Below are 22,491 nucleotides of genomic sequence, written 5' to 3'. Positions count from 1 at the left end.
AGCGAAAACGCATACTCAAATAGTTCTAAATCTCTTGTTCCTCGTTTCCGCTTAATATAAAAAGCAAGTCTTTTTTCATTCCTTCAAATTGAGATATAATTGTGTTAAGATTTTTTTCTATATTTTCAACTTGAACTTCTGATATCCTTCCATATTTATAAGCAATCAGTCTTTCGGCAATGATATGGTAACTCCAACTTTCAGAATATCTGTCTTCATTATGAATAGCAAATCCAATCGGCAGCAGATTGTTTCTCAGTCCTATACTTACTGCCATTGGGGATATTCCAAGATATTCAGAAGCTATCTTACATGTAATCTTAGGAAACTTTCTTAGTTCTTCATCAGTATATTTTTCCGGTCTGGTCCCCTATCTCTGGACAATATCTTTGTATTTCTCATAAAATCGTACTTTTGCATTAACTTTAATAATTGTTTAAAGCTTAAAGATTATGCTGTAAAAGGTTTGACCTTTACTGCATAAAACTTATGCGGTGACATGAATTTTTATACTACCTGACCTATACTCGATTTGCCAGACACACAGTAGTTAGTATAAAATAACACTGTGGAGGGATTACCAATGAATAAAAACGGCAAACGGTATAGTGACGAATTTAAAGCTGATGCCATGAGCCTTGTAAAAGAAGGAAGGTCAATATCTAGCGTGGCAAAAGATTTAGGTATTAGCTATCAAAGTCTGCGCAACTGGCTTAATGCTTCAAGGCAAAAACAAGACCCCGAAGCATCTAGAATATTGGAGCTTGAGGCCTAGCTCAAGGCAGAAACAAAGAGAAACGCCGACTTAGAGGAAACTGTTGCCATATTAAAAAAAGCTACGGCCATCTTCGCCACAAGCAATCGGAAGTAAAGTATGAATTTATTAAAGAACACAGCTCCGAGTTCCCTGTTGAGAAGATGTGCCAAGTCCTTGAAGTATCCCGGAGCGGCTATTGTGCTTGGAAAGACAGAGGTCCAAGTAATAGAGAGCTTGAAAATCAACAAATCCTTAAAATAGCCAAGGAAAGTTATACACACAACAGAGGAATATGTGGCCTAGATAAAATGTTAGCAGATGTAAGAGAGAAATTCCCCAAATGTAGCCGTCATCGACTTTACAGACTGCAAAAACAGAATAATTTATACTCCAAGCGTAAAAAGAAATTTAAAGCTACCACAAACTCCAATCACAAGTTTCCTGTGGCAGAAAACCTGCTTAACCAGGACTTTAATATAGATAAACCCAATACCGTATGGGTTACAGACAGATATTACATATGTAGACACCCTTGAGGGCTGGCTGTATTTAGCCACTGTAAAAGATATATACACCAAAGAAATCGTAGGCTGGGCTACAGCAAATAATATGAAGACTGATTTATGCATAAGAGCTCTTGAAAGTGCAGCAATGAGACATAGACCTCCCAAAGGACTTATTCATCACTCCGACAGAGGGGTACAGTATTGCAGCAAAGAATACCAAAGTCTACTCAACAAATACTATATGATTCCCAGTATGAGCCGTAAAGGCAATTGCTATGATAATGCTTGTGCGGAAACATTCTTTTTGACAATAAAATGTGAGATTCTTTATCACGATAGATATAAAACCAGAAGGTAAGCATATTTTTACGGTTGAGGTCTTTGAGGGAGATAAAAAAGTAAAAAGTAAAAACTATGAACTTACAATCAACGGCAATACTGTGGATATAAAATCCCTCTAAGTCATAGATAACGATTGTAATTCAAAATCATTACAAATGCCACAATGTCAACCTTGTTACTCCTACCCATTTTGTGCCGAATATCTAAAAAATATGGTGCAAGATCCATTTTTACCCACTAATGGTGCTTCTTCGCCAAAATGAGGGCTGTAACTTGAAACTATAACTCCATCTGTAGCATGGCAAAATCCTAACTGATCTTTCCTGTTGACATTGCATTTGTAAGGATATAAATTACATTTCGTAAGATGCCGTTTAGCTTCTTTTACCTTTTCATGTAACCGCCCGTTTTCTAATAAGTTTAAATAACCGGGTTTTATATTAACCTGCATACTCTTCTTCTCCAAAAAGACTTTTTCAGCAAAATGATACCCATCAAAATTGTAATACTATTAATAATGTATAATCCTTGCTTTCTATGTATACATCTATCTTGCCGTAAAGTCCTAGGTCAAAATCTGCATCGACTTACCTCTTATTCATACGCTCATATGGCCTTTTATCTTTTTTGCTCCGTCATGCTTTTATGTACATAGCTTCTAAATATAATTTCCTAGCTACACTATATTTTAAACTTTAAAATGGTATTTTGTAGATCCTGAGCTAATTGTGATAGATCTCCGCTAGAGCTTGCGATCTCCTCCATTGATGCAGCTTGTTCTTCCATAGATGCTGTTACTTCTTGGGTAGCTGCAGAATTCTCCTCTGCAATGGAAGATAGATTTGCTAAAGTAGACATTATCTCATTTTTCATATCATACATTTCTTCCCCTGAGGCTTTTAATCTTTCTATGGCCTTTTGAGATTCTTTCATTGCTTCTTCGATTAGCTTATAGTTATTCTTGTTCTTTATAACACTTTGGGTCTGCTCATTTGTGATTTCAGATACCCTTTTCATAGTATCTACAGCATTTTTTGCATTCAATTGTAATTCATTGACGATTTGTTCAATGATATGGGTTGAATTTGCCGATTGCTCAGCCATTTTTCTAATTTCATCCGCTACAACTGCAAAGCCTTTTCCCGCTTCCCCTGCCCTGGCTGCTTCAATAGCAGCGTTCAGCGCTAATAAATTGGTTTGGTTTGCAATAGAAGCAATAAAATTACTAGCCTCACTTATTTTATCAGAGCTCTCATTTGTTTTTAGGATTACATCGGAAATCTTTTTATTAGTAATATTATTTTCATCTGTAACTCTGGAAAGATTTTCAATTTCAACGAGACCTTCATTTACAATTTGTGTGACGTTGCTCACAGTATTGTTTATATTTTTTGTATATTCTATGTCAGTATCTATAATCTCTCCCAATAGCACCGCTTTAGAAGCACCTTCCTCAGTATTCTTGGCTTGATCCGATGCTCCGTTGGCAATCTCTTCTACGGTTCTTGAAATTTCCTCCACTGCAGTTGCTGATTCTTGGGATACTGCTGTAAATTCCTATGATGCTGCTGCCATTTGTTCAGAAGAATCACTGATTTTACCGATAATATCCCTAAAGCTGTCAGTAATACTATGTAATGCATGAGCCAAATCTCCAAATTCGTCTTTCCGATTTAAATTTCTTTGGGATGCATCCTTTGTAAGGTTTAAATTTTCAAGTTCTTTTGAATATTCCACTGCATTTTTAATGGGTTTTGAAATACTGTTTGATAATAATAATCCGCATATAAGGATTATCACAGCAAATCCCAAAAATATTATAATGCTTGTAGTCTTGAATTTGTTAAGTCCAAGATAAACGCTTTCAACATCATAATCAGCCGCGATGAATCCTACAACATTTCCCTGATTATCCTTCAATGGATAATATGAACTAATAAATGACCCCCATCCTTCCTCATGGTGAATCTTTTCATCTTTATAAACTTCCCCACTCCAAACCTTTTCAAAGGCAGGCATTGATTCTTCAGTATCGCCGATATGCGATATCTCCTCAATAGCGGAACCGTCAACTACATACATAAAATTACCGTCATCATTTTTTCTCATGGTGAATATGTATTTAGCTCCACTTATCTTTCTAATATATTCCAGATTTTGTCTCATTTGAATATAAGAAGGATTCTTTTCATCTTCTATTGTCTGCAATTTAACAAACTCGCCAACGTCTATTGCATTGCTAGCTTCTTCAACTGTTTCATATGCCCTATCTGATGCCTCTTTTGTTACCATCGCAGCACATTGCAAGTATAGTATAACCGACAGCAACGTAACTATGGATAATACAATAATTAAAAAAAACACGGTTATTTTTACTTTAATGCTTCTGCTCATGGACAATTTAGATTTTGATAGATTCTTCATAGCCATCCCCTTTATAAATTTATTTTTGAAAATAGTTACATTTTTCCTTTTCATACATTATCGACAAATATCGTCAAAACTTTAATATTTTTAAAGACACGGGGACATTTCTGCTGTCTTGTTGGCAAATATAAAAGACAGGAGACGTTTCTCCTGTCTTACGTAATGGGATTTAGCATAGCTGCCATCTGCTCACGATTAATCAACACATCATGTGCAAATTTATTGTCACCAACTCCGTTGACAATGCCTAATTTAAACCAAGCTCTTTAGCTATTTTAATATCCTCATTGTTTAATCTACACTTCCTTTTAGCTTCCTGCCAAAGTGCATCACTGTATGTAATACATATACACCTCAATTCTATTTTTAGTTCATACATTTTCAATTACAATTTTCTTATATCCCCACAATCTCCATAATCCTTTTCCTCATTTTATAGCTATATTGCCTTTTCTCAAGCAATTGTAGAAGCGGTTCCTGGATCATCTCCTCGGGACATTTACCTAAACGCTTCAGTATTAACGAGTATAGTTGCCGTGTCGTGTTATTAGATGGTGTCCTGACAAGCTCATTCACATATGCTTCTATAGTATTTTGCTCTGATTCCTTTGTAGAAAGAGAATCCACTATGTTCATCCTTATGTAAACATCCTCAAGGCTCACTGCCGAATCCAAACTCATATAATAATTTATCAAACCTTCATATGCGTCCTTGTTTCCAATACGTACATACGTTGAAATCGACGATATCGCCTTATTGACGATCTCGTTATTCGAGTTGTATAAATATTTGATAATTTCATCGACGTTTTGATGTTTCATTTTCTCAAAAAGAATATAAGTATTAACATCCTCATCATCAGGAATTTCGATGATTTCAGGTTCTTCATATTGACTGCAAGCTTCTTTTCCTCCACCAAACCGCTTTTTCCGGTACATATCGTGACAGTTTGAAAAATCATCATTTCCTATTATTTCATCTAGAAAAGGTTCAAATGCCTCATCATTCATGCATACCCCAAAATCTGTATTGAAATCTCTACTGTCTTGAAAAAAGCTGCTACAATTCTGGCAGATTTTATCCTGCTCCATAATAGTTCACCCTCCATATTCATAATGTTATGATAATAACTTCCTGCAGAGACATGGGGACGTTTCATCTGTCTTGTTTGAGAACATTTTTTATTACTCCCTTTCCCACCCCCAACACCCGACCTAGCTTTAATTTGTTCATCAGATATCTTTTCACCGGTTTTGGTTAAAGAGTATCCCGGACTTTCCTTCCTCCTACATTTTTGCAAGGAACAGATGAATCATTTTCTTCTCGTTCGCTTTTTTCTCTTGATAAATTAGCATAATATGTGGACGAAGATAACCCGACAAAGACCAGTATAAGAGATGCTCTATAAACTATACTTATCCACTTTAAAGCTATTTCAACTTTGTCGGCTACTGAGAGTTTATTCTATCCCTCCAGTCTTGCAATACTGCAAGCTCAAGTTCTTTTTCGCCTAATAGTTTCTTAAGTGTATTGTATTGTTTTCTTTGCTTATGGCCTCTAATCTATTTTCTATCTCCTGGATGCGCTTTGCTTCGCTTTTCGGTAATGGATTTACGGAGCCTCTTTTATTGGGTGAGATATTATGTCTACGAGCCACTAAGGCTACATTATAAGTTTTCTGGCATTCTTTGATTAGTTGTTCTTTAAATTCATTGGTATATTATTTTTTTGTCATTTAAGTTCAGCCCCATGTTTTTATATTAGCATATACAATTGTTTTGTCCAAGTTGGTTAGGGGGCTATAGAGATTCCTCCTTCACCTTTTTATCTATCAGAACATCTGTTGGTAAAAGGTCGTATTTTAGTAAATCATTTATTTTAACCCACTTGTGTACTTATCATGAACAGATACCCGAATTTTTCCATCAACTATAGTGCAATAATATGCAATTAGATTAATGTTCATATTACCGTAATCGTGGGTTACCTCATTACAAAATTTGCTGATAGAAACATTTATATTAAGCTCCTCTTTAAGCTCTCTAACAAGGCAATCTTGAGGGGTTTCGTTAACTTCAATTTTCCCACAACGAAAGAATCATCTAATAATATTAGACCATAATATGAAAAGTCTGAATCAATGTTCAAGCAGATTTTTTTCAGTTTAACATATTATACTAAGTAAAACTAATACGCATGAAAAAAGAAGAACCAATCCCAAAAGGTCAGTTCTCCTTATCTGAGTTTCGACAAAATTCGGGCGGTGCCAGGCACCTTTACGTTGTACGATAAAGTCCCCGATGATACTACAATTAGCTACTTTAGAGCTATTAGACTAAAAGATAAAACTTTTGAGGAATTTTTCAATAAAATATTAGAAAAGTGTATAGAAGAAAACTTGGTAAAAAACAAACATTTAATCATAGACTCAACAGACGTTGCAGCAAATGCAAACTTTCCATCTGACAAAAAACTGATTTGTCAAGCCTTTAGAAAAACCATAAAAGAAACGTCTAAATTTAACAATGACCTTTCAAAGCAAATTTTAAAAGACTTTGAGGAAGCACTAGATAAAGAACGTGAAAAAAGCCAGAAAGTCAAAGTTAAAACTTTTGCTCAAATAGCAAAAGAACATGCAGAACATCTTTATCTCCATACATATGATGAACTTCAAGAAAATAAACAATACATAAAAGCGTTTGGACTGTTGTGGGATATTATTCATCAATACTTAGAAAAATCTAAAGATAAAATAGTAAGCACAGTAGACCCTGATGCAAGAATTGCCCATAAATCCCCAGGAAATATAAAACGGGGATATAAAAACAATATCATCATTGATGAAGAAAGCGAAATAATTCTAGGTTCTATTCAGACTCCCTTTAACGTAGGTGATGAAAAACAGTTAATACCGCTTTTAGAAAAGATAAAAAAAGAGCATAACATAGTTCCCGAAGAAATTACAGCCGATAAAGTATATGGAACCTATGATAATCGTATATATCTGAAAGACAACGATATCACATGCAATATAGACTTTTACAAGGAACCTAGCAAGAAATTTGAAAAGTACACATTACACGATTTCAAAATATCCACAGATTTAAGTAGTGTTGAATGTCCCAACGGAATAATTACCAAAAATGTATCACAATCTAAAGACCAACTTTACTTCAAATTTGACAGAAATATATGTGAAACATGCCCTTTAAGACCTAAGTGTTATTCTAAAAATGAACTAAAAAGAAATGCGATAAAGAAAATAACTGTACCTTTAAGATACGATGTAATGATAAGGGATAAAAAACATAACCAAACAGAACAATTCAAAACTGCTTTGAACAAAAGATATAAAATTGAAAGACGCTTTGCAACTCAAGTATTAAATCATGGTATTAGAAGATGTAGATATCTTACTTTAACTGGGGCAAAGATTCATATTACATTAGCAAATATTGCGAGCAATATAATTAGGATGGTCAATCTGCTTTATGACAGAAAGGCCTATGGTTTAGCTAAGCCTTAAAACGGGAAATCACTAATAACGTAACGTTTTAGCCCTAATGTGGGCATTTTTTTGTATATTTTTATAAGAGAAGCCTCATTATAAAAATTTAAGCTTTAAATTATATTTATATTTATGCAAAAACACTTTTTAAACCTTAGTTTTTCAGAGCCTTCCCTGGCACCTTTTCATCTAGTGATATTCATAATTGGATTAGGAAAGCTCAAAAAAGAGGTTCCGTAGATCCATTACCTAGAAACGAAACAAAGCGTATCCGTGAGGTAGAGAACAGATTAGAAGCTATAAGCAAAGAAAATAATACACTTAAGAAACTATTAGGCGAAAAAGAGCTTGAGCTTGCAGTGCTCTAGGATTTGAGGGATAGAATAAACCCTCAGTAGCCGACAAAGTTGAAATAGCTAAAAAGTGGATCAGTAAAGGCTATAGAGCATCTCTTATACTGGACTTTGTCGGGCTATCTTCATCCACATATTATGCTAATTTATCAAGAGAAAAAAGCAAACAAGAAGAAAATAATTCATCTGTTCCTTGCAAAAATGTAGGAGAAAGGAAAGTCCGGGATACTCTTTAACTAAAATCGGTAAAAAGATATCTGATGAACAAATCAAAGAATGGCTGAACGAACTAATATGTTGTGACGGTTTCCCTTATGGCTACAATAAGCTTACCATTTGCCTCAAAGAAGAATATAATTTGCTAATAAACCGTAAAAAGGTTTATAGGCTTTGTAAAGGGCTAAATATACTAAAGCCCCAGAGAACAATACAAGGTATGATACTTCCTAAAATAAGAACGGATAACGGTCCGCAATTTACTTCCAATCTTTTTGAAGAAACAGTAAAGGAATTAGGCGTCATACATGAGAGAATTCCCATAAAAACTCCAAACATGAATGCTCACATAGAATCTTTTCATTCAATTTTCGAGGATGAATGCTACAGTCAAAACGAGTTTGAAAGTTTTATGAATGCCTATTCCGTAGTAACAGACTACATGAAATACTATAACGAGCGCAAAAGACATGGCAGTATAAAATTCATGCCACCGCATAAGTTTTATGCAGCATTTATAGATGATAAAGTTAAGGTCAAACCTTTTACAGCATAATCTTTAAGCTTTAAAAAATTATTAAAGTTAATGCAAAAGTACGATTTTATGAGAAATACAAAGATATTGTCCAGAGATAGGGGACCAGACCGGTTCTCCTGAGCCATCTAAGGTATTTATATTTTATTTTTCAACTCCATTATTATCTAGCATTTGATTACTCTTCTTCTTTATAGCTTATCTTTCTATAAAAATAGAAGAGTCAATATACCCTTTCAATACTGCTCTACTTAGGATGTGCCCCTGCTCTGTTGATTCCATTATTTTATTATTAATATGCTTAACTCTTCTTCATATTCTTTATTAATTCTTAAATTTTTAATAATTTTAGTAATACTTATAAAAGCTGTTCCTATGCAATGTGATTATTTTAATCCTTATTCTATAAATACAGCTTGTTCATATTCATCTACAGTTATATTAAACTTGTTCATCCAATAACTTTTTCCATCTTCTACTTTAGGGATTATATTATGTAAGTCTCTGATTATCATATTTATTAAGTATTTCTTATTATTAACTTCTCTTGATTCATCCAGTGCATACAATATAATATTGCTTACAGATGTTATATAATTTTGAAATTCTTGTAAATACTCTTCAAAATCAATATCTTTTGAAATCCCTATGTTGCCATATTTAAAATATATCTTACTAATATCACTTTCATACCTTCTACATAACTTAAAAAAATCTTTATAATTACCATTTTTAAACAAATTTAACAACATATCTACTTTCCCCGAAATTTCATCATATAATTTAAAATTATTTATTAAAAGAAACTTATTCTCTTTAAAAGTATTTACTTTATGATAGTTTTCAGTTTCATAGCTTGAATCATTATATCTAAATAAAATACCATTTCTGTTGACTCCATTTATCTCTCCTGGTCTCCATCTACTATCTAATTTGGGATTTATCCATTGAGATTGTACTATCCAGTTTGATATTATATAACTTTCTTTACTGGTAGCGACATATACCCATACCACATCATTTTTATAATTATACAAATCAAATTGTTCCATGCAAATATTTTCTATATCTTTATACTCATATTTTTCTTTTAATATCAACATAATAGATTTTCGCTTTGCTAATCCATTTGATATATCCTCAACTTTTTCTACTTTATAATCATATTTTTGAAATCTTCCCGATTTTAATTTTATATATTTATATTTTAATTTTATTTGTAATCTATAAAATATATTATTATAGTTAAAAATAATACCAAATATAAATATAAGCGGAATATATAAAATTGATAATATTATAGGAGTAGAAATACTAATTAATGATTCTATATAATTTAGTTCTGTATAGTTTTTTACTGCTATAGAAAATGATTTGTATAATATAATAAATCCTGAAATTGACAAAATATATGAAATGAGTTTATTAACATCTTTATATTCTTCCTTCATATCAGATACAATCTCTAATAGAAATAAAAAAGTAAATACTGGGACTATTATTAATTCTATCTTTAATGGAAATGTAAAGGTACTTATGATAAATTCTAGCAAAATTATAAACTTAATATTATCCTTAATAATTTCTTCAATGTAATCCTTATTCGGTTCCTTATTAACAACACCATAACATAAAGGTACTCCTGAGAATAAAACCCATAACAGGACTTCTTTTAAATTTATATATCTAACTAATCCCAACTTAAAAAAAGATAATAAAATTATACTTAAATATATCATTATTCCTATAAACGGCTGAATAATTTTTGTTAAAAATATCATTTTAACAATATTTCCAACAGATTTTCTAATCTCCTTATTAAGCAACATAACAATAATAATAACAATTGCCCAAATAATAATAGCTGTTTCTCTTGTTGAAAAAATATTCATAATTACCTCCTATACACTAATTAATTTTATAATATTTTTACTTTATCATTAATATTTTAAAATTCAAGTAGATATATTTCCAAATACAAAAGCCACCAAATGTCATCTATACACTCAATGGCTTAACTATTGATATTATTATATTCTATTGTTTTTTAATCCTAATAACCGACTCCACATGCCTTGAGAGTACAATAATGATGTCGTGAGTATCTAGTACCCCCTTGGTGAAAAGGGTATATTTTTGAAGTTCAGTCAATTCTCCCACAGTTTTTTAATTTTTTAATTCTTGCATTATATTATTCAATATGTTTAGGCAAGCATTATCTTGCTAATTTGACAATACATTCAAGCATTTATTAAAATTGTAAGCAACAAAACCCTCAAATACTTATTTATTTGAAGGCTCTGTTCATTACAATTTGCATTTTTCTTAAAGCTTTTCATAGCGATATAATGGGTCATTTTTTAAAACTACTAATAGAGACTTTCCTAGTTTCTATCACTAGCGCTTAGATTATATGTTTCTAAGAGCTCACCGAAAAATTGGGTCATAAATGCAATCATTATATAGAATATTCTTCGTAATATTGAAAGTTGTAATAATTTCCGATACAGAAATTGCTTCTTTTTATAATTGCTTTTAAGAGAGTATTTTTTTCACTAATTCATATCAAGCTTTAGTTGATCTTCTCAAATATATTCGACAACTCCGTCAAATATAATTTTAATAATAGTATACTTATAGTCCCATCAATTGAAACTTGTTAATTTTGAGTAAACTTTTCCCACTTTTTTATTTTGTTTCTAAATATCTAAATTAGGCGCCAATACTCGTGTGTAGCTATTTTTAAATCGCTTAATTCTTAGGTCTCGAAGAATCCCACTACCTATACCACCGCATTGAAACAGTTCAGTATTAGTAAAACTTACATCAGATTTTCAACTTTCTGTACTACTTCTACAAACATAATACGATTTCAGATAAAAGTTTTCATGTAATTCAAAAAGATTATTTCAATTATAATTAATATGAGGTGTATAACAATAATCTCATTCTTAATTCCTATTCTCACAATTAAGAATAAGATTAAACTACTTCAATTAATTATTAACATCTTCCCGAATATCAGAAAATTAATCAATAAAAAGTCTTACTCAAATTAAAATGTCATTAGTTCTTTCTTATTTAATTCAATCCCACCCTATTATATCACCTTCAAATTAGCATATCAATTAATCTAATCAGTTTGAATTTTAAAGAGTCTATACCAAAATTCTAATTGTTTGTTCATATTTATCCAAATAATATCCCTTACTTTCCGATGAAAGTTTTTGGAAACTCCTTTCTAATTTATTCCTCACGAACATCTTTCCTTCATCAATCCCCATTTTTCTTTTCACATAAGTTAAGTACAATAAACTTGGTATATTATCAAAATGTGAAATTGCATCTGCATCAGCTACACATAACTCTTCCACAGTTTTTCTATTATTACTTATACTGCCTCTATGGTTTTTTATGCATTGTTCAACAAGTTTAATTTTATTCCTATCATACCCTAGCTGTTGCAAAATATCATTTGCCATTTCTGCTCCATAAATATGATGTTGTTTATATAGGTTATAATCTGTTACTGAAGCAATATCATGCAACCAAGCAGCTATAATTACAACTTCTTTATCTGCATTATATTTATCTGCAAGCAATTCAGAGTTTTTCACTACCGCTTCAATATGATAAAAGCAACCCATGCCAAAAAAATTATCTGGCAATTCACATCTTCTTTTCACTTCAGCACCCAGATATTTTATAATATCATCTCTCATCTTTTCTCTCCCATTTCTGTTTACTAATTATTTTGAAATAATCCATGTTTCACATAGTTCACTGAGTCATAACATTTATATGGGCAACCAAAGGTACGCCACTACTATGTGCATGACTATATTGTAAGGGATACTTTGCTGGGCAGTTCCCTGCAAAGTATTATACTAATATATATCATTCTTTAAAATTCATTGTGGGACCAACTAACTGAATACAGTAACAGATAATATCTGTAATCTAGTATAATTGTATACCCTCAAATGTTCTTTTTCAAGATAATATTAGTAAACATTATTTTTTCTATGGTACTTTAATCTCTTAACATAAATTAAATGTAAATCTTCCTACACTAAATACTCGATTTCACTGATGATTTTGATTTTAATCTTAGCAGGTTCTTGTTATAATAAGAGGAGTGAAATACTTATTAACCTATCTACTGCTCCTCATATTACTAATCATAATAATCTACCATCTGTTCCATGGTTATACCTGATTCGAACTGTATCTCCAGCTTTTCACCCTTATTCACTTTGATGATCTTTATTAATCTTCTTACTAAATCCTCATCAAACTCTCTTACCTGTGGTCTTACTATCTTTAATGTACTGTCTATTTCCTTTAGTTGCTGTTCGTATCTATCTGCCTGTTTCTTTTCCCTAACAAGCTTTAATTTTGCTTGTTTAAGCTCGTTTATCTGATCTGATATCCTTTTATATGTATCGTCGAAATCTTCTGCTACAGATCCTTGTTTTGCGTTTTCTTCAATTAATGTTAGCATTTCTTTTTGCAGCGATTCAATCTGCTCATCATATTTTGTAGGAATATCTTTTGTGGAATAACCCCCTATGACTCTGATGACATTTTCTCTGAATGCCCCTATAAAATCTCCATTGTTTTCTACTACATTATTAATGGCTGTCATTATGGTATTATGCAGTGGTTCTTCTTTTAATGTAGGTGAGTGCTTGCAACTTGCTTTTGTACCATTCTTTAGCCTATTCTCACATCTCCACACTGCACTTTTTTGTCCATATTTTGACCATGTCTGTCTGCGATATGGATGTCCGCATTCGGCACATACCAAGATTTCTGTTAATGCATATTTTGAGCTGAATTTGCTTTTTTCTTTCTTTAATTTATTTGCTTTTCTTGTAATTGCTGATTTATTCAGGCTGGCTCTTCTTGCCTTTTCTTCCTGTACTTTATAAAATAATTCCTTTGGTATAATGGCCTCATGATTATCTTCGATATAATATTGTGGTACGATTCCGTTGTTCTTCACTCGTTTCTTTGTCAGAAAATCTACAGTGTAGGTCTTCTGCATTAAGGCATCTCCCATATATTTTTCATTGGCTAACATTTTTTCAATCACACCGGTATACCATTTATCTTTCCCTGTAACCGTTTTAATTTTATCTGCCTCTAAGGCTCTGGTTATCTCTAGTATACTGTTGCCTTCTAAGTACATCCTAAAAATACGTCTTACTATCTCTGCTTGTTCAGGTAATATGACCAGTTCACCACTTTTTTTATCTTTGGTGTACCCCATAAATTTTTTATGGTTAACTGAGATGATTCCATTTTCGTATCTTCTTACAATGCCCCATTTTGTATTTTCACTTAGGTTTCGGCTTTCCTCTTGGGCTTGGCTGCTTAAGATAGTAATAAGTAATTCTCCTGTACTTTCTGAGGTATTAACACCCTCCTTTTCAAAAAATATGGCTATATTATTTTCTTTTAGTTTCCTTATAGTTTGTAAAGAATCTACTGTATTTCTTGCAAATCTGCTGACAGATTTTGTTATAACCATATCTATTTTCCCAGCCATACAATCTTCGATCATGGCATTAAAATCATCTCTCTTTTTTGTATTGGTTGCTGATTTTCCGTCATCACCTTGTGTCAAGTAGGGACTTAAAAAAATATGAAACATTTTTATAGAATAACCCTTAAAATGTCGATTTTCAAAGAAAACAAAGAAAAAAGGGTTGCCGGTAGTGCGTAAGATTTTGTGTAAAGTCCGAAGTCAGGGAAATGCAATTAGATTCTGATGTCTACCCTGTCACCGAAATAGATCATAAGATGGTCCAAGATGGTGGCCCAATTTCGAATCGGCATGGTCCATTTCTCAATAATGTTCATGGTCGCTAAATAGAGAATTTTCATGAGGGCATCGTCAGAAACGAAGGCGCTCTTCGTCTTTGTCACCTTGCGCAGCTGCCGGTTGAAATTCTCGATGGCGTTGGTGGTATAAATAAGAGTGCGGATTTCCGGCGGATACTTAAACATGGTAGAAAGCTGCGGCCAATTCACTCGCCAGCTCTTGATGCCCAGAGCGTCCTTTTTGCCCTCTAAATCCGTGCCAATGGCTACATATGCCGCCTTTTTTGTGACAATTCCGTTTTCACGGACACTGTAGTGCACGGCATCCAATATCACCATGGCATACACGCTCTGCAGGGGGCGTTCCTGCCACTCGCGGATGACCGGCAGCAGCTTGTCCGTAATCTTACTGACCCGGCTATCGTCCACTTCTATGCCATACATCTCACGCATGGTCTTTTGGATATCACGGGTGGAAACTCCTTGGGAATACAGAAAAATGACCTTGTCTTCAATGGCTGACACGTCCGTCTGATGCTTCTTGACCAGCTGCGGCTCAAATTCTCCCTGCCGGTCACGCGGTACTTGAATCTCCAGTTCGCCAAGGCTGCCCTGTACGGTTTTCTTGGAATACCCATTGCGGCTGTTGTCCGTTTCCTTATTACGGTAGTCGTATTTATTGTAGCCTATCCAATGTAATGTTTTGACCTTCACAATCAATATACAAGTATAGGGCAAGCTTGATGGGCTGTATGGTCTTGTGTTATAGTAATGCATAGTAGAGTCGAAAAGCATTACTCTATCGTAAAAGGCAGCACAGGCACTTCGCGTCGGGACAATGCACAGAGTTGGCCGCCGATCAGTGGCAAACCGCTGAATGAGCAGCAAGCTCCACCCCCGGCAGAGCCGGAGCGAAAACAATGGCTTTGGAACAAGATTTTTGGAAAATAGAAAGGAGAACAGTATGAAAAAAGCAATAATTGCAATGTTGTTAATGGCAATATTTATGGTCGGTGGAGGTGGAATTGTAAGTATAGTGTTTACTTCATTGCTTGGAGGAGGAACAGAACAGAGCTATATATATCCTCTCTACGGAGCAGCTATTGTATTAACGGGAATAATAGTAGGAGCAACACAGATAGTCATTAGTGAAATAAGAGAGCTGAAAGAAAACTTAAAAGATAAATAAATAAGAACAAGAAAAAGCCGGGAGTCCCGGCTTTTTCTTGTTCTTATTGTATTATTGCACTATGATTACGGTCTTTCATAGTGTCCATCGCCAAGAAGTGTACGACCTAAAGAAAGTCCAATATCAAAGCCACTGGAAATAGAGAAGGACAGGCTGGCTACACCCTGCTGATGACTTACACGAGCAATCGTTTCCAAATGCGAACTTGATTGTCTGGAGAGTACAAAAATGCTATATCCTTCGCTTGCATAATAATAATTGTCTTGTAATGCAGCTGAATACCTGTAACCACTACCATAAGAAGTCATTCCGCTATCGGGAGTTTGATAGGTAGGAGCTTGCCAAAAAGAGGGTTGAGAGCCGTAAATATGAGTATATTTAACATTTGCCGTTTTTCCTGTAATTTGCCAGTTATTCCAAGCTGTGATAAGAATATCAGTCATCTTGAAAGCAGGAATACCGTCCCAAGAAAAATTACTGGTAACTCGTCCTGTTGTGCCTGTGTAATTGTCAATGTATGAAGTGGTTGTGCATTGAGCAGACAGGCGTACTTTGTCGTTGGTAGTAGCGGTATCGGCATTATAGGATTTAATGCCGACAATCTGCTCATTTGTATACCCAGCATTTTTCAAGCTGGTGTCAGGCAGAGTTGCCAAAAGAGCAATGTGTTCATCGAACAAGTTATCCGCATTTTGAATTGTGCTAATTTCTGATTCTGAGTATCCTTGTGCAGATAATTCGCTGGGGGAGCTTTCTTGCAAAAGAAGTATAGCTTCATACTCGTTAGTGACAGTTCTTTCCGCAGGTTGGTCAGTCGCAAAAGCGGTAGCCGAAAGTGAGAAAGCCATAGTTAAGCAAAGAATAATTGATAAAAACTTCTTCATTTCAAATCCTCCTTTTAATTTTATAATGAGTAAAGTGAGTATCTTTAATAAGCTAACCCATTGGAGACACCCCTTTCTTAAAAAGATTTATTGTTGTTTCCCATGCAGGTTATTTTTAGAATTTGCGTAACTTTCCTGCATTATCAGGTAATTTAGGCTGATGTACAAAAAGCATACATGCTGTGTTTACATTTAGTGCCGTAACCATCAACTCCAGACTTGCCAGAGATGTCCTAATTTTAATCAACAGTTACTTCATAAACTAGAACTCGCATATAATAATCTGATAGATACTATTGCAGATCCTAAGCTTTCATTTTTCGATTTCTTTCTTTTGGCACCTCTTGCCTCTGTATATGTAATAAATTCCCAGCAAAATAGCAGTAGGGATATTGTAAAGAAGAAAGACACTCATAATAGTAAAGACCAGTGAAGGCGTGCTTTGATCTCCCTGCGTAATAACTTCCGGTATAATTTCCTGTATAACAGTTCCATTCCTATCTATGACTTCCTCGTCAATTTTTGTTGCCGATGTAAAGGATGCAATATTAAAAACAGCAATGATGGAAATCAACAGACAAACTATAGGTAATATCAAGCCTGGCCATTTGCTTTCTTTCTTTGAGAGAAAGATTTGTAGTAGGACGATTCCTGTAATGAAGGCTATAAGAATCAAAAAACCAATAAAAATATTTACCATTTAATTCACCTCCTCGTTTTTTGTATTCAGCAATCAAAAGCTTCTGCTTGCCAGAGGCTTGAATGACCCCAAAAAAGTATATTACCGGCAGAGCCAGTGGTTGAATACGAATTCAAACAGTACAGACACAGCAGTCAGCCGTGCCTGTACCGAATAAGTAGCTTAATCTTCAAGTGAAACAGTTGCAGAAACACTGCCAGATTTGCTGCAAATTAATTTTAAGTACACATTGCAGTCTTGTATGGTAAGACCGTCGCTAATCTCTCCAGAAATTTCACCTTCGACTCCGCCATCTATATCGCCACCTACGCTACCACCTAAAGAAACATCGAGTGTCCAATCGTAGTATGCATCTGCATAGCAATAAGCGGTCTTGTCTGATGCTTTAGTTCCCGTTCCATCGTCCCAAGAGGAGCAGTCCCAAAAATTAACGTTCCTTTCGAATAACCAGCATCCTCAAGATACGCAGTTGGAGTGTTATTACCGTCATATTTAAAGTAGCCCTTTACGTATGTCTCAACAATTTTACCACCAAATAGATTTTTAATAGTGTATGAAGTTCGATAAGTGTTTGTGTAAGAACTAGCACGAGCGGCTTTTCCTACATATCCCAAATCCTCTACTTCCTTGATTCCAAAATCACCAGTGGAGTAAAAGTCAATTTCGGTGTTTTCGTCTACAGCTACTGAGTCAACCAACTCCAACGTAGAGACTTCGGTAGATGGAGTTGCCTCAGACTGGCTACTTCTTTGGACTCTTTCTCCTGACCTTGTAACAGGAGCCAATGGGTTTTCCTCTAAAAAATTGCTTAATAGCTCATCCCTTTCATCCGTAGATGTTGAAGTTGCAACAATTTCAACTATTTTTGCCCTAATTTCTTCTTGGCTCATCGGTTCGGTTTCGATAGCAAATGCCGTCGAAGACATGGAAAGTACCATAATGCAAGAAAGTAATAAAGCTGTGAATTTTTTCATAATAAATATACCTCCTTAGTTAAATAAATGTTATTTTTGTCCATACATATATGTGTTTTCTAAAATTTGCGTAACTTTCCTGCATTATCAGGCAATTTAGGCTGATGTACAAAAAGCATACATGCTGTGTTTACATTTAGTGCCGTAACCATCAACGCCAAGCTTGCCAGGGATGTCCCAATTCTAATCAACAGTTTCTTCATAATAAATTCCTACTTTTCATAGTCACATTTTATAGTGAGTTAATTTAAAATAGCATCCTTTCAAGCTATTTACTTGTCCATATTCTAACAGAAATTTCCTTTTCTAACAGAACGATGTAACGAAATGTACATGCATATGTAGTAAACGACAATTACACCGTTAATTACATTGAGATATACCTTTCATTACATTATCTGGTTATGATGATGAATTTAAGGTATAATAGCGTATAATTTGATATGTACTATGTATCAAGGAGGATGGAAAAATGAATATAGCAATTTGCGATGACGATAAAAAAATATGTAGCCAAATTGAGAACATTCTTTTAGATTATTCAAATAAAAATTGCATAAAAGTCGAAATAGATGTATTTTTTTCAGGAGAAAGTCTGCTTTCATATTTGGCACAGGGAAATTCTTATGATTTAGTTTACTTAGATATAGAAATGGGAGTAACAAATGGTGTAGAGGTTGGATTCCAAATTAGGAAAGTAATGAAAGATTATGCCACAGAAATTGTGTATATATCAGGTAAGGACGGCTATGATCGCCAGCTCTTTGATGTTCAGCCACTACATTTTATACCAAAACCCATACAGGCATCAACTGTTATAGATGATTTGAAATTAGCGATGGAACGAGCAAAAAAGATCAATGAATCTTTTCAATATCAAAAATTACATGATTTTTATAAGATCCCAGTTAACGACATTATTTATTTTGAGAGCCAAAACAGGGAAATAAAAATTGTAACGACAAGTTGCGAAGATGTATTTTATGGAAAATTAGAGGATATTGAATTAAAGGTTGCAGGGTATCAATTTTTACGCATCCACCGATCTTTTTTGATTAACTATAATCATGTGGCTATATTGCGGTATTCGGAGGTAGTTATGTCTAACGATGTAACACTACCCATTGGCCGAACAAAACGGCAAGAGTTCCGAAACTTGCAAATTAATGAGATTTAACAGGAGGATACAAATTTGGAAAGTTATTGTGTGATTTATATATTAGGTAATTTGTTTATGGCGTATGTTCTATACAAATATATGCATATCTTTTATTCGGATAGAAAAGTTAATCAATCGATTGAATTCATGGCATATATAGGGTATTTTCTTGTCATTACGGCAACCCATATTTTCTTACAAATCCCACTCATTGTTATGGTAGCAAATCTGTTGCTTTTATTTCTTTTAACACTGATGTATGATGGAAATTTGAAAAAATCCATACTTACGGTAGCTGTCATCTATTTCACCCTCATGATTGTCGAGACATTATTTGCTTTTTTGACAAGCTATCTCAAATTAAATCTTATGAAGCCGTTTCCCTATGAATCAGAATTTGGTATCATAGTGATTCGAATTGCATCCCTTGCCTTAGTTCTATTGGTTCAAGGTTTCAAAAATGTAAAGTATGAAGTTCCTATGCCTAATGTGTATTGGTTAAGTTTGCTGGCTGTACCTTCAGGAACAGTTGTTTTGCTTTTTTCTATTTTAAGTTCTTCAAGTGTTTCACATACTATGTTATTGATTTGTATGGGAAGTGCTTTGGCAATCAATATTCTGACCTTTTTTCTGTATGATGAGATTTCTTCTTTGCTTGTCAATCAAATGGAGCAAAGATTAGCACAAGAGCAAAGCCGTTTTTATGAGCATCAAGTTCAGATAATGAAAAAGTCTCTTGAGAGCATACGGATGTTGCGGCATGATTTAAAAAACAAACTCTCGCCATTATATGGATTAGCACAAGCTGGGCAATCCGAGGAACTATTAAAGCAACTTTCAGAGCTGACTTGACTTCTTTCTATGGCGTGAATCAAGAGTATGTAAACAGTGGAAACAACACTATAGACAGTATCATTAACTTCAAATTGAATTCATCTAAAAACCTAAATATCTTAGTCTCCACCGATATTCTAATCCCAGAGGAGTTATCTCTGAAAACATTTGATATAGCTGTTATTCTCGGAAATCTTCTTGATAATGCAATAGAAGCAGTTTCAAATATTGATGACCGATGGATTGATATAAAATTAAAGTATACAAAAGGGCGTCTGATAATTGAAATTAATAATTCCTATGATGGAAAATTGAAAAAGGTAGATGGCCATTTTATTTCTTATAAAACCGACAAGGAAAATCATGGGTTAGGTTTAAAGAGCGTTGAGGCAGCCTTGAAAAACTATGATGGAGCAATACAGATTTTACATGATTCCAACAAATTTACAGTAAAGGTATTGCTTTATCTCTGCAAATAATAACACTGAGGAGGGAACAATGAAACATTTTGCAAATTTACTTACAAATAAACTTGTGGTTTGGAATATTATAAAATCCGAGGATCGAGAGCTGTATGCTTATGGCTTTTGGCAAGGAACTATTTTAATTATTAACTTTATTACGGTAGTCATCATCGGATTGCTGTGTCACATGTTGTGGCAGAGTTTGATTTTTATGCTGGCCTATGGAGTTTTGCGGCCAGTAGCTGGAGGTTATCATGCAAGAACTCAGCGAAATTGCTATATTTTTTCTATACTGTTATTGTTGGCTGTCCTTGGGCTACTATACTGGTTTCCTTGGAATGCTGTCTACGGAATTTCTGTTGCCGTAGTAGCCACCTGTATTGTTTTCTTGCTCGCTCCTGTTGAAGATGAAAATAAACCTTTAGACAAAATAGAGCAGGTTGTTTATAAAAGACGAAGCAGATGGAGTTCTCTCTCATTGCTATGCATTACAATAATTTTGATAATGGTTGGAAAATTTGAAACTGCATACTGCATTGCCGTAGCTATAATGGCTTTAGCAGTCATGCTTATTTTAGGTAAGTTAAAAAATATGGCAACTCAAAAATCGACTTGTTAGAGTCCTATCATTAAAGTTTATATATCATACAGTTACTCAAAACAATGAATGTAGATATTGATAATTAACTTTTGACTCTTTATGTAAAAACTTATCAGGAATTTTCTTGACAAAATGGCTTAATCTTAAGGGCTTTTAATAGATTCTCGATTATTGTGGCAAGCAGGGCAAGGTGGTACACACCTTGCGATTTCGCATAAAATTCCCTTACGGTATTTTTGCTAAATCTGCTTGTTGGGGAGTATCCCCAATCCCCATTGAACACACAATAAATTGTGAGGCTACGCTCTATTTGGGAGCTGAAAAATCATAATGAAATCACCTTTGTTCTTTGTATTTTTCCTTTTCTTTCTCCGATATATTCTCGCCTAAAAGTCGGTCCACATTTGCCTTTGCAGTCAGTATGTCTTTCATTTCTTTTTTTATGGAATGATACTTTACATAAACTTTTTTCTTTTCAGAAAGCAGTTCAGAATACTCCTTTTGCAGAGCTTTTACTGTAGGTATTTTCTTGTCCTCTAATTCATCAAAAGCAGTCTTTGCAGCTTTGTGTAAAATTAAATCAGTAGCATGTTCATCATAGAATTTCTTAGAGTATCCTGCCTTATGATAAGCAATATAAATGTCACGAGTTTTTGAATAATTGATGATATGAGTTTTAAGGTTTGATGTCTCTGTCATACGTTTTTCTATAACTTTAATTTGAGCCAATAACTTGTTTAAATTTACGGTTGAAGTCTGTGCTTTTTTCTCTAGTTCCTCGTAGGAAAGCAGTTTATTTTCTGTTAAAAAATTGATAGTCTGTGCCATCTGTTTAAGATTAAAAATCTTTGCCCACCGTTCGTAGCCAGCACCTTTTCCTGCTTGTAATTTTGCCTGAATATCCACCAAGAGATTGATATGAATTTGCGACTTTTCAGTTGCTTTTTTTCTATTAACTATAGGCTTTTCTCCACAAATAATAGCCTTGATTTCTTCCTCTGTATATCTCTCTCCAAGAGAACGTAACCGGATAAATTTCTTTTGGTCTTTGCTTTTAAAGGCAATGTGTTTTCCTTGTTTAATAGAATAACCTGCCTGTTCCATTTTTAATAAAAAAGCATCAAAATTTATAGGCTTTTTTAAAATGTTTAGGGCTATGCTTTAAGTTTTTAGAGAGCTGACTTTATAATCACGCTTATAGCTCAGAAACAA

General features: G+C 33.9%; 24 protein-coding genes and 3 pseudogenes. 10 read left to right on the top strand and 17 right to left on the bottom strand.

Annotated features, from left to right (window positions below; translation table 11 throughout):
* Positions 1–25 precede the first annotated feature (25 nt).
* Positions 26–319: a hypothetical protein gene (locus TEPIRE1_RS04680; RefSeq protein WP_173391428.1), complete on the bottom strand. Its 294-nt coding sequence runs from the start codon at positions 317–319 to the stop codon at positions 26–28.
* Between the two features lie 264 nt (positions 320–583).
* Here TEPIRE1_RS04680 and TEPIRE1_RS04675 point away from each other — a divergent pair, with 264 nt between their 5' ends.
* The 3 genes from TEPIRE1_RS04675 (at position 584) to TEPIRE1_RS14455 (ending at position 1,621) form a co-directional block, all read left to right on the top strand.
* Positions 584–775 (top strand): transposase, encoded by a 192-nt coding sequence (locus TEPIRE1_RS04675; protein WP_013778020.1) that lies wholly within the window; start codon positions 584–586, stop codon positions 773–775.
* A 143-nt stretch (positions 776–918) separates the two neighbouring features.
* Positions 919–1,293: an IS3 family transposase gene (locus TEPIRE1_RS14460; protein WP_023211423.1), complete on the top strand. Its 375-nt coding sequence runs from the start codon at positions 919–921 to the stop codon at positions 1,291–1,293.
* Positions 1,238–1,621: an IS3 family transposase gene (locus TEPIRE1_RS14455; protein ID WP_081460108.1), complete on the top strand. Its 384-nt coding sequence runs from the start codon at positions 1,238–1,240 to the stop codon at positions 1,619–1,621. Before TEPIRE1_RS14460 ends, TEPIRE1_RS14455 begins: the two co-directional genes overlap by 56 nt.
* Positions 1,622–1,786: 165 nt before the next feature.
* On the opposite strand, the gene TEPIRE1_RS04670 is transcribed toward TEPIRE1_RS14455, so the two are convergent.
* The 6 genes and pseudogenes from TEPIRE1_RS04670 to TEPIRE1_RS14445 form a co-directional block, all read right to left on the bottom strand.
* Positions 1,787–2,056, bottom strand: coding sequence for a hypothetical protein (locus TEPIRE1_RS04670; protein ID WP_013778019.1), 270 nt, complete (start codon positions 2,054–2,056; stop codon positions 1,787–1,789).
* Positions 2,057–2,286: 230 nt separating this feature from the next.
* Positions 2,287–3,126 carry a methyl-accepting chemotaxis protein gene (locus TEPIRE1_RS04665; protein ID WP_023211419.1) on the bottom strand — a complete coding sequence of 280 codons (840 nt, stop codon included), beginning with the start codon at positions 3,124–3,126 and terminating at the stop codon, positions 2,287–2,289.
* 36 nt (positions 3,127–3,162) lie between these two features.
* Complete coding sequence (locus tag TEPIRE1_RS13235; RefSeq protein WP_081460107.1) at positions 3,163–4,083, bottom strand: methyl-accepting chemotaxis protein; 921 nt, start codon at positions 4,081–4,083, stop codon at positions 3,163–3,165.
* 345 nt (positions 4,084–4,428) lie between these two features.
* Positions 4,429–5,124, bottom strand: coding sequence for a hypothetical protein (locus tag TEPIRE1_RS04660; protein WP_013778018.1), 696 nt, complete (start codon positions 5,122–5,124; stop codon positions 4,429–4,431).
* A gap of 419 nt (positions 5,125–5,543) precedes the next feature.
* Positions 5,544–5,741: pseudogene (locus tag TEPIRE1_RS14450) on the bottom strand (IS3-like element ISHahy4 family transposase); the annotation flags it as partial.
* 165 nt (positions 5,742–5,906) lie between these two features.
* Complete coding sequence (locus TEPIRE1_RS14445) at positions 5,907–6,113, bottom strand: NUDIX domain-containing protein (protein ID WP_197537081.1); 207 nt, start codon at positions 6,111–6,113, stop codon at positions 5,907–5,909.
* 201 nt (positions 6,114–6,314) lie between these two features.
* On the opposite strand from TEPIRE1_RS14445, the gene TEPIRE1_RS04655 reads away from it, so the two are divergent.
* Entirely contained in the window at positions 6,315–7,559 is a 1,245-nt protein-coding gene (locus TEPIRE1_RS04655; protein WP_013778017.1) for a transposase, read from the top strand.
* A gap of 167 nt (positions 7,560–7,726) precedes the next feature.
* Positions 7,727–8,555: pseudogene (locus TEPIRE1_RS14095) on the top strand (IS3 family transposase); the annotation flags it as partial.
* Positions 8,556–9,043: 488 nt separating this feature from the next.
* Here TEPIRE1_RS14095 and TEPIRE1_RS04645 read toward each other — a convergent pair.
* The 4 genes and pseudogenes from TEPIRE1_RS04645 to TEPIRE1_RS04630 form a co-directional block, all read right to left on the bottom strand.
* A complete protein-coding gene (locus tag TEPIRE1_RS04645) occupies positions 9,044–10,537 on the bottom strand; it encodes a hypothetical protein (protein ID WP_013778015.1) in 1,494 nt (497 codons plus the stop codon).
* 1,266 nt (positions 10,538–11,803) lie between these two features.
* The gene (locus TEPIRE1_RS04640) at positions 11,804–12,367 is read right to left on the bottom strand and encodes an HD domain-containing protein (protein ID WP_013778014.1); all 564 of its coding nucleotides are present in this window, start codon (positions 12,365–12,367) and stop codon (positions 11,804–11,806) included.
* A 455-nt stretch (positions 12,368–12,822) separates the two neighbouring features.
* Complete coding sequence (locus tag TEPIRE1_RS04635) at positions 12,823–14,304, bottom strand: recombinase family protein (protein ID WP_013778013.1); 1,482 nt, start codon at positions 14,302–14,304, stop codon at positions 12,823–12,825.
* A gap of 107 nt (positions 14,305–14,411) precedes the next feature.
* Positions 14,412–15,164: pseudogene (locus TEPIRE1_RS04630) on the bottom strand (IS256 family transposase); the annotation flags it as partial.
* Positions 15,165–15,438: 274 nt separating this feature from the next.
* Here TEPIRE1_RS04630 and TEPIRE1_RS04625 point away from each other — a divergent pair.
* Positions 15,439–15,663: a hypothetical protein gene (locus TEPIRE1_RS04625; RefSeq protein ID WP_013778011.1), complete on the top strand. Its 225-nt coding sequence runs from the start codon at positions 15,439–15,441 to the stop codon at positions 15,661–15,663.
* 65 nt (positions 15,664–15,728) lie between these two features.
* On the opposite strand, the gene TEPIRE1_RS04620 is transcribed toward TEPIRE1_RS04625, so the two are convergent.
* The 5 genes from TEPIRE1_RS04620 to TEPIRE1_RS13410 all read right to left on the bottom strand — a co-directional run bounded on the left by TEPIRE1_RS04620 (position 15,729) and on the right by TEPIRE1_RS13410 (position 18,424).
* Positions 15,729–16,547: a hypothetical protein gene (locus tag TEPIRE1_RS04620; protein ID WP_013778010.1), complete on the bottom strand. Its 819-nt coding sequence runs from the start codon at positions 16,545–16,547 to the stop codon at positions 15,729–15,731.
* A gap of 115 nt (positions 16,548–16,662) precedes the next feature.
* Positions 16,663–16,794, bottom strand: a complete 132-nt coding sequence (locus tag TEPIRE1_RS13415) for a cyclic lactone autoinducer peptide (protein WP_013778009.1) — start codon at positions 16,792–16,794, stop codon at positions 16,663–16,665.
* A gap of 66 nt (positions 16,795–16,860) precedes the next feature.
* Complete coding sequence (locus TEPIRE1_RS04615; protein ID WP_013778008.1) at positions 16,861–17,247, bottom strand: hypothetical protein; 387 nt, start codon at positions 17,245–17,247, stop codon at positions 16,861–16,863.
* 317 nt (positions 17,248–17,564) lie between these two features.
* Complete coding sequence (locus tag TEPIRE1_RS04610) at positions 17,565–18,173, bottom strand: hypothetical protein (RefSeq protein WP_231848326.1); 609 nt, start codon at positions 18,171–18,173, stop codon at positions 17,565–17,567.
* Between the two features lie 107 nt (positions 18,174–18,280).
* Positions 18,281–18,424 carry a cyclic lactone autoinducer peptide gene (locus TEPIRE1_RS13410; RefSeq protein ID WP_013778006.1) on the bottom strand — a complete coding sequence of 48 codons (144 nt, stop codon included), beginning with the start codon at positions 18,422–18,424 and terminating at the stop codon, positions 18,281–18,283.
* Positions 18,425–18,693: 269 nt separating this feature from the next.
* Here TEPIRE1_RS13410 and TEPIRE1_RS04605 point away from each other — a divergent pair, with 269 nt between their 5' ends.
* From TEPIRE1_RS04605 to TEPIRE1_RS04590, 4 genes are read left to right on the top strand one after another with little or no spacing between them, the layout of a single operon-like run.
* Positions 18,694–19,398, top strand: a complete 705-nt coding sequence (locus tag TEPIRE1_RS04605) for a LytR/AlgR family response regulator transcription factor (protein ID WP_013778005.1) — start codon at positions 18,694–18,696, stop codon at positions 19,396–19,398.
* 15 nt (positions 19,399–19,413) lie between these two features.
* Positions 19,414–20,232, top strand: coding sequence for a hypothetical protein (locus TEPIRE1_RS04600; protein ID WP_015295148.1), 819 nt, complete (start codon positions 19,414–19,416; stop codon positions 20,230–20,232).
* Positions 20,229–20,693, top strand: a complete 465-nt coding sequence (locus TEPIRE1_RS04595) for an ATP-binding protein (protein ID WP_023211414.1) — start codon at positions 20,229–20,231, stop codon at positions 20,691–20,693. Before TEPIRE1_RS04600 ends, TEPIRE1_RS04595 begins: the two co-directional genes overlap by 4 nt.
* Before the next feature lie 19 nt (positions 20,694–20,712).
* Positions 20,713–21,297 carry an accessory gene regulator ArgB-like protein gene (locus tag TEPIRE1_RS04590; RefSeq protein ID WP_013778004.1) on the top strand — a complete coding sequence of 195 codons (585 nt, stop codon included), beginning with the start codon at positions 20,713–20,715 and terminating at the stop codon, positions 21,295–21,297.
* Positions 21,298–21,615: 318 nt separating this feature from the next.
* Here the strand turns inward: TEPIRE1_RS04590 and TEPIRE1_RS04585 are convergent, their stop codons facing one another.
* Positions 21,616–22,383 carry a hypothetical protein gene (locus tag TEPIRE1_RS04585; RefSeq protein WP_015295146.1) on the bottom strand — a complete coding sequence of 256 codons (768 nt, stop codon included), beginning with the start codon at positions 22,381–22,383 and terminating at the stop codon, positions 21,616–21,618.
* Between the last annotated feature and the right edge of the window lie 108 nt (positions 22,384–22,491).

It is taken from the genome of Tepidanaerobacter acetatoxydans Re1 (genome assembly GCF_000328765.2).
Classification (GTDB): domain Bacteria; phylum Bacillota; class Thermosediminibacteria; order Thermosediminibacterales; family Tepidanaerobacteraceae; genus Tepidanaerobacter; species Tepidanaerobacter acetatoxydans.
The sequence above is the reverse complement of the archived record's forward strand: the minus strand, read 5'-3'. Positions and strand labels throughout refer to the sequence as shown.